Annotated in this window: 1 protein-coding gene; it reads left to right on the top strand. The window is 66.8% G+C overall.

The annotated features are described in order from the left end of the window. The first annotated feature begins 218 nt into the window (after positions 1-218). Positions 219-1493, top strand: a complete 1275-nt coding sequence (locus tag L942_RS33440; RefSeq protein ID WP_037367968.1) for an IS110 family transposase — start codon at positions 219-221, stop codon at positions 1491-1493. Positions 1494-1514: the final 21 nt, after the last annotated feature.

The following is a 1514-nucleotide window of genomic DNA, read 5'->3' on the forward strand; positions in this document are numbered from 1 at the left end:
GGTGCTGATAGCGGTACCTTCTTTCATGGCTGGGACCTCCGGGGAACGCTTCTGGTGCTTGTCCTGCGAGGACTGAAATGAGACAGCGTCCTCGGGGGTTGTAGCCGGAGGCTTGTCGTCTTGGAGGGTGTTGTCCCGATGAGGACTGGTTTATCAGCACGACGCGCGGCCTCCGGTTCCAGTTTTTTCGTTGCTGGACGCGAAGGGAGTCGGAGCATTTGCTTGGAGCAGGCATCGACTGGGCGGAATCGTTTCACGACGTGGCCTTGGGTCGCCCCGGAGAAGGGGTGATCGAACAATTCCGTATCGACCACACCGCAGCGGGAGTCAACCGGCTTGTGGCCCGTTGCCTGGAGCTGGAAACCGACCCGGCCGACGTGCGGGTCGTGCTGGAAACCCGACACGGCCTGTTGGTGGAAACGCTGGCCGACGCCGGTTTCACTGTTCTTCCGGTCAATCCGGACGTGGTGGCCCGCCGCCGCGGGCCGGCTAAAAAGAAAGACGACGCCGAAGACGCCAGGATCTGCTGCCTGCTGGCATTGGACCAGTTTCTGGAATTGCGGAAACTGATCCCGCACGGCGAGCTGGCGGGAGAATTGCGCACGATCGCCCGGGACGACGAACGCGCCGCCCGCGACGAGCGCCGGCTGCTCAACCGGCTGCGCGCGGACCTGCTGGCAACCTTCCCTGCCGCGCTGGCCATCGCCGGCGGCAACCTCGGTTCGCCGGTCATGCTCAAGCTGCTGAGCCGCTGGCCCGGCCACGACGAGCTCGCTGCGGCCGACCCGCACGACATCGCCGCGTTCGCCCGCGCCGCCAGCCACGGCTGGCCCGACCGGTTCGCCGCCCGCGTCGCCGACGCCCTCGCCGCCGACCGGCTGCCGGTGAAAGACTACCTGGCGCGCGCGAAAACCGGCACGATCGCGCTGACCGCGACCCAGCTGCTGGCCATCCGCGACCAACGACGGGCCTGGGAACGCCGCATGGCCGAACTGCTGCTCGGAACGGCCCGCCGCGGCCACGCAACACAGGCGAAGGAACCCGATCCGGGAAAAGCGGTCCCGGGCGGTGACATCTACCTGAGTTTCCCCGGACTCGGGGACCGGCTCGCCGCCCGGATAGCCGGAGAAATCGGAGACGACATCACCCAGTTCGCCACACCGAACGGGCTGCAATGCTACGGCGGAACCGCCCCGGTCACCCGCCGCTCCGGCCGGAGCGAGTTCGTCGTCGCCCGTCGTCTGGCGCACAACCACTACCTGGGCGCAGCCGTGCATCAGTGGGCCTTTTGCAGCCTCTCCCGCAGCGCATGGGCGCGGGAGTTCTACGACGGGAAAATCGCCGCCGGGAAGAGCCATCACTCGGCCCTGCGCGCTTTGGCGAACCGATGGCTGGAAATCTTGTGGCACTGCCTGGTCAAACGCATCCGCTACGACGAGACCATTCACATTCGCAACCGGCAGCAAGCCCACCAGCCTCCCTCGGCGGCCTGAGGTTGACAGAGGGTGTCTCAT

This window comes from Amycolatopsis orientalis DSM 43388 (genome assembly GCF_000411975.1).
Taxonomy (GTDB): domain Bacteria; phylum Actinomycetota; class Actinomycetes; order Mycobacteriales; family Pseudonocardiaceae; genus Amycolatopsis; species Amycolatopsis orientalis_D.